This window comes from Oleiphilus sp. HI0117, assembly GCF_001635235.1.
Genome location: NZ_LWGA01000746.1, coordinates 1 through 5,518, shown reverse-complemented (window position 1 = coordinate 5,518; position 5,518 = coordinate 1). Strand labels below are relative to the sequence as shown.

Annotated in this window: 8 protein-coding genes; 6 read left to right on the top strand and 2 right to left on the bottom strand. The window is 44.4% G+C overall.

Features of this window, described 5'->3' with window-relative positions; all coding sequences use genetic code 11:
• Positions 1 to 58 precede the first annotated feature (58 nt).
• Genes A3757_RS11670 through A3757_RS11655 form a run of 4 tightly spaced genes read left to right on the top strand, consistent with a single transcriptional unit; the run spans position 59 to position 2,209 of the window.
• A complete protein-coding gene (locus A3757_RS11670) occupies positions 59 to 571 on the top strand; it encodes a hypothetical protein (RefSeq protein ID WP_068507760.1) in 513 nt (170 codons plus the stop codon).
• A gap of 42 nt (positions 572 to 613) precedes the next feature.
• On the top strand, positions 614 to 907 hold the full coding sequence (locus tag A3757_RS11665) for a hypothetical protein (RefSeq protein WP_068514376.1): 294 nt from the start codon (positions 614 to 616) through the stop codon (positions 905 to 907).
• Positions 908 to 937: 30 nt separating this feature from the next.
• On the top strand, positions 938 to 1,417 hold the full coding sequence (locus tag A3757_RS11660; protein WP_068514378.1) for a methyl-accepting chemotaxis protein: 480 nt from the start codon (positions 938 to 940) through the stop codon (positions 1,415 to 1,417).
• Positions 1,418 to 2,209: a methyl-accepting chemotaxis protein gene (locus A3757_RS11655; RefSeq protein ID WP_068739672.1), complete on the top strand. Its 792-nt coding sequence runs from the start codon at positions 1,418 to 1,420 to the stop codon at positions 2,207 to 2,209.
• A 104-nt stretch (positions 2,210 to 2,313) separates the two neighbouring features.
• On the opposite strand, the gene A3757_RS11650 is transcribed toward A3757_RS11655, so the two are convergent.
• Positions 2,314 to 3,312: a fatty acid desaturase family protein gene (locus A3757_RS11650; RefSeq protein WP_068553719.1), complete on the bottom strand. Its 999-nt coding sequence runs from the start codon at positions 3,310 to 3,312 to the stop codon at positions 2,314 to 2,316.
• Positions 3,313 to 3,515: 203 nt separating this feature from the next.
• On the opposite strand from A3757_RS11650, the gene A3757_RS11645 reads away from it, so the two are divergent.
• On the top strand, positions 3,516 to 4,313 hold the full coding sequence (locus A3757_RS11645; protein WP_068553718.1) for a DUF1223 domain-containing protein: 798 nt from the start codon (positions 3,516 to 3,518) through the stop codon (positions 4,311 to 4,313).
• 348 nt (positions 4,314 to 4,661) lie between these two features.
• Positions 4,662 to 5,060 (top strand): MAPEG family protein, encoded by a 399-nt coding sequence (locus A3757_RS11640; protein WP_068511332.1) that lies wholly within the window; start codon positions 4,662 to 4,664, stop codon positions 5,058 to 5,060.
• A gap of 76 nt (positions 5,061 to 5,136) precedes the next feature.
• On the opposite strand, the gene A3757_RS11635 is transcribed toward A3757_RS11640, so the two are convergent.
• Positions 5,137 to 5,518, bottom strand: a 382-nt coding sequence (locus tag A3757_RS11635; RefSeq protein ID WP_197470015.1) for a zeta toxin family protein, incomplete at its 5' end; no start/stop codon positions are given.

Genomic DNA, 5,518 nt, shown 5'->3' with positions numbered 1-5,518 from the left:
GAGTGAAGAACTATATATATAAAATCGGGTTAACAGCTCTATTTGGAGAATGATAATAATGCTAAAAAGAATTGCCCTATTTGTTACCATATTGATGCTGTTTTCTTCCCAGGGTTTTGCTGGTGGCGATGCACCTTATCCGGCCGACTGGCGTTCCTGGACATCGGTTTCTACCCCCTTGACCAGTATCGGTGCTCTACCAGGCTGTGACGCAGATGTAAGCAGTTTACCGCCTATTTATCAGGGAACGGTTGAGACATATTGCGGTGTTAGGCCAGAAGGCCCTGGTGCCGTTTCGGTATTGGTCGAGCCAAGTAAGACGGAGAGTTACAAGACCAAAGATGGAAAAATGGCCGATGGTGCATCGATGATTCTTCACCTTAAGGAATTAGGTATTCTTCTCGTTACTGGCCACAAAAGTGGTGACGCAGTTTATAGCGTTTTCAAAGAGGATGGAACGGACATTACTGCAGCGGACCCTGCCTCACCCTTGAGTGTAGAGACATGCTCGACTTGTCACTCAGGCTATGAAGCGTTTTGTGTCAAAGGCCAATGTGCTAGTGGGCAATAGCCGTAATGGTTTCTAAGTTATCAAGGACGGGTAAGTGACGATATGAACAAGCTATTCCAGATAGGCAATATTTTACTGCTATCGTTTATGGGTTTCGCTCTAGTGATTGTGTTATCACTTAGCTGGGTGCTCTACAGCAGTATGTACAATGCTGAAAGAGATAAGCTGATTCAGGTTAGTGAAGCTAGCCTAAAACCAATCGTTAATTTAGCAACACGCAGTGTCAATGGTGCCAACAAAATGAAACTGCGTAATAAAGATGCGCAATCTTTGTATGCGTCTTCAGGTTTGCTTTATTTGAAAATAGAAGGGATGTCTAAAGCGAGCCCCGCCTAGGCGTTTGCGAAAGCTCAGCCACCTCGTGCAATGGAATATGAGTACAGGGCTGAAATCGGGGGCGTGCAGCAAGCTTCTATAGACGAACTGCTCGCCAGTACTCATAAGCAATTTATTGATACAGAAGACTATTTATTTTTAAGCAGGTCGCCTCTGGATGAGGTGGAAAACGGAGCGCAAATTACGGCAGTATTTTCTGTGCTTAGTCTAGAAGGGATTCAGCGTCATATCTTGAAGGAAATGGCCTGGCCAGTGTTAGTAGTGACTGTGTTAGCTGCGATCTGCGCCTTACTTATCGGCCGACACATCTCCAAACCGATCTCTGATGCTTCGAGACAAATCAGCCATATTAGTCATACCTTAGATATGGGGCTCCGTGTTGAGTCCAGCTCACCCGTGATAGAAATAAATGGCATGGTACTAACCTTCAATAAATTTCTAGATCAAGTCGAAGGAATCATTAAGCAGTTAACTGAGCTGGTTGATCATATTAGCGAGGCATCAGAGTAATTGAGCTCTTTGACGATTAATACTCAAGATAGAATTAATCAACAGAAAGACCAATCTGAACGCGTTGCGACAGCGATTACACAGATGAGTGTGGCAGTATCTCATGTGACGGATAACGCGCATTCGGCAGCGGAAGCAGCGAAAGAAGCGAACTCCGAGGCCGAATCCGGGTCCCAAGTTGTTAATGTTGCGGTATCGGTGATTGATCAGCTAGCTGAAGGTGTCGAACATACAGCCGAGACCATACAGCGTGTTGAACAGGATACGCACAACATAAGTACCGTGTTAGATTTTATTCGAGGCATCGCTGATCAAACAAACTTACTAGCCTTGAATGCCTCCATCGAGTCGGCTCGTGCAGGAGATAGTGGTCGCGGCTTTGCCGTCGTTGCAGATGAAGTGCGTACCTTGGCGAGTCAGACACAGAAATCGACTGAAGAAATTCAGCACTTGGTTCAGCAGCTACAGGCGGGTACCGAAGGTGCAACTGAGTCAATAGCTTTAGGCCAAGAAATGGCTAAAGACAGCGTGGAAAAAGCTCGAGACGCTGATAATTCCTTGCAAGCAATCACCCGAAGTGCTCACACGATCAGTGATATGAATGCGCAAATAGCGACGAGCGCAGCAGAGCAAGCAGAGGTGACAGAAAGCGTTAGCCGAAGTATTAATGAGATTTCTGAGCTGTCAGAACAAATTGCTACTGACTCCCATAACTTTGCCAATTCCAGTGCACAGCTTGGTGAGCTAGCCGCTCAACTTAAACAGCACATCGCAAAGTTTAAATTGGGATAAATCCAGCGTTGGCAGAGGGTTTCATCCCTCGCTGGATTAACCCTGTGCTTGCCCGCTTGCGAGCCGAGGAAGGCTGTGCATACATCTATGCTGCGAAGTGTTTTTCATCCAGCAGAAGCTAATCGAATAATCTCTGGATAACCCTTTTCCACCAACGCCTCTTCATTACTCTTATAAAATCCACGTAGCTTAAGAATGCGATGCATTTCAGATAGTCGATAGCTGGGAACGGTTGGGAGCAAATGATGTTCGCAGTGATAGTTCACATAATTCGGTGCAAACAGTAAACGCTCCCACCAGTTGGCGATGGTTGTACGTGTCGTGTGGCGAACATCCTCTGAGGCAAGTGCTGGCATGGCGCCGTGCTCGGCGATTTGACGAACTCGAATGATGAAGGGATGAGTAAAAATATAGGCAATCCACCATAAAGCATAGAGGCTGGCATGTCCGCTCGCCGCCAAGATACTAAAAAATATAAGGTGGAAACTGACGACGTGAAGGTAGTTTCTAAGTCCCATTTTCCAGCCAGCATCTGTTCCGATCTTATCGCTGTTTACACCCAAGGAAACGGCATTTCCAGCACGCCCTGGAAGTACATAAAATAACAAAGCTGATGTTGCCTTGAGCCCAGATAAACCAAGAAAGTCACGAATGATCTTGCGCTTAAAGCTATCTTTGCTAACCGGGTATTGAGCAATGTTACCAACATCGGGGTCTTCGTCGGTTCCGGTTTTAGTGTGGTGAGTAAAGTGATAAGGACGGTAGAAGTCGATAGGCACAAGTACCGGAATACCTGCCAACCAATGGCCAACCAGGTCATTCTGCTTTTGGGTGGAAAAGAATGAGCGGTGAGAGCATTCATGCAGAAGTATACCAAGACCGAGTTGCCGTCCTCCTAGAATGAATAAAGCCACTATGACGGTAATGATATTTGGCCAAACAGCAACGATAAAGAAAGCAAAAGCGATGAGTAGCCAGTTGAAGGCAAACATTAGATAAGCCCTTAGGTCAGAAGCAGATTTCAGGTAGCGAATTTGGCCAACCGATAGGTAATCGCTAGCTTTTTGCTTTACCGTTTTTGCTGAATCGCTTACTGAACTCATATCGACCTCGTATTTATTGTGCATCCTATACTTTTCATACTAGCAGCAATAACGGTATTCAATCAATAATATGAATTTGTATTCATTTTATTTGTAGGTGAGTACCAATTTTTTGAATGTGTTGGAACTATCATGTTCTTTTGAAGTCATAACTACATATGCGTATCCCTCATATTGAGGTATAAGAGATAGGAGTTGCCCGCGTGTACGGTTCTAAAGTGCGACGTTTTACAGGCTTGATGGTATGTCTTTTGTTGAGTGTGAATTATATGGCCTCGGTAAATGCTCAAGAACGAAACTTACGTTTTACCAGCTCAGATGAGCCAGGCAGTCTGATTGAGCTTTACACTTCACAAGGTTGTAGCAGTTGCCCTCCAGCTGAACGATGGATCAGTAAGTTCAAGCACGATAAGCGTTTATGGAAGTCACTTTTCCCTTTAGCCTTCCATGTTGATTATTGGGATTACATCGGTTGGAAGGATGAGTTTGCCAAGGCTCAATATGGCAATCGGCAGCGCCTTTATCAGCGTCTAGGTTTAATTAGACAAGTCGCGACTCCGGGATTTATTGTGAGTGGCAAGGGCTGGAATGGGTGGTTTCGGTGTCAACGCTTACCCCAGGCACAGAGGGTAGAGGGTCTAGGTGGTTTACAGATTGATATTGATGGACGCGAGGTGTTAATTCGCTATACCACCAAGATAGAAGCAGAGCAGGATAAGTCGTTCAAGATCAATATAGCCTTACTCGGCTTTGATATGCTCTCAAACATTAATGCTGGTGAAAACCGCGGCAGAAATCTACAGCAAGATTTTGTTGTACTGTCCTTACACCATGAGTTTTTACTCAGCAAGAAAGATACTGCTAGTAGGCAGGAGTTGTGGAGCAGTCGGCTTCGATTGCCGGAAAGTGTTGATCGCCTCGGTGTAGAGATGGCATTGCTAGGCTGGACTACCAAGGGAGGTGAGTTAAATCCATTACAGGTCACAGGAGGGTGGTTGTAATGATAATCATTATCAATTAATGTATTTGTTATTAGTTAGATAAATACCGAGGGAAAGTATATGCCTAAGTTGATAGATGATAACTGGATTGTGATTACTTCACTTGGAATGGCGTTGTTCATGTGTGTACTTGCTCTGGTGTTCCCAATCTCTTATTAAACCTTTCTTGCAGAATTGCAGGGTTAAATCGTCGTGTCGCTTTAACGTTAATAGCTTCGTTTGTCCTACTGATAGAACTGTGTATTTAAGGTTTTAGGTAGCATTAGGGTGATGAGGTAAGCATTAAATAGTATTCAGCGCTTTACAATTAGTGAACCCAATCACTTATGAAAGTACTAGGATCAATATATGGAAGTATTTGCAGACTATCAACTCACGCTACTCATTGTTGGACTGACCGGCTTATTGCTGCTCACCCAAATACTTGTTTCTGACGCAGCATCAATTAAATTGAAACATACACCGGGTTATCCCGTCGAAGCTGATCACGCTAGATTTTTATTTCGAGCCTCTCGTACTTATTCAAATACCAATGAGACGATCGCGGTATTTATCCTGTTTGCTTTGTTTGCTGTTTATAGTGGTGCCGATGCAAGCTATATCGACGCGTTTTCTGTGACCTATTTTGCTGGGCGTGTGATGCATATGTTGTGCTATTACGCGAATATAGCCTTGGCCCGGAGTATTGGTTTTGTTATTAGTCTGATTGGTTTAATTGGTATGTTTGTGACTTCGCTGACGGTTTGATAGGCCCTCATCTGCATTTTAGAGTCTCTTAGTTTGAAGACAGAGCTATCTGACTTAGCGGCGTGTGTATCAGGCTTTAACTTTCTAGTAGAAATCTCGCCCAATCGGGCAGGGTGTTTGCTTTTTTCGTTACTAATCCTTGCGTGATCTGAGCAACGAGATCGAAGGGCTTTAGGTAGTCAGAGTTGTCTAAGAGATAAGCTTTGTCTGCCAGCACTAGCGCTGTTTTTATATTTTGCATGGTGCGAGGTATACGGCTGACGACTTTATCTTCTGGTACTGCGTGACCGCCTTCTTCAATCCTTTGCTGTATTCGTGCTTTGTTAAGTTCGGGGGTTGAAAGATGAACGAAGACGATAATTACTTCGTAACCGTGAGCTTTGGCTTTTCCTACAAAGTCGATTTTGGAGGGATGAGAGAAAACGGTTTCAAAACAGAAACTACGTCCTTCTTCCAAG

Bases quoted from the DNA above. Each gene is read 5' to 3' on its own strand.
- A3757_RS11670 (WP_068507760.1), top strand. From the start codon at position 59: ATGCTAAAAAGAATTGCCCTATTTGTTACCATATTGATGCTGTTTTCT.
- A3757_RS11665 (WP_068514376.1), top strand. From the start codon at position 614: ATGAACAAGCTATTCCAGATAGGCAATATTTTACTGCTATCGTTTATG.
- A3757_RS11660 (WP_068514378.1), top strand. From the start codon at position 938: ATGGAATATGAGTACAGGGCTGAAATCGGGGGCGTGCAGCAAGCTTCT.
- A3757_RS11650 (WP_068553719.1), bottom strand. From the start codon at position 3,312: ATGAGTTCAGTAAGCGATTCAGCAAAAACGGTAAAGCAAAAAGCTAGC.
- A3757_RS11640 (WP_068511332.1), top strand. From the start codon at position 4,662: ATGGAAGTATTTGCAGACTATCAACTCACGCTACTCATTGTTGGACTG.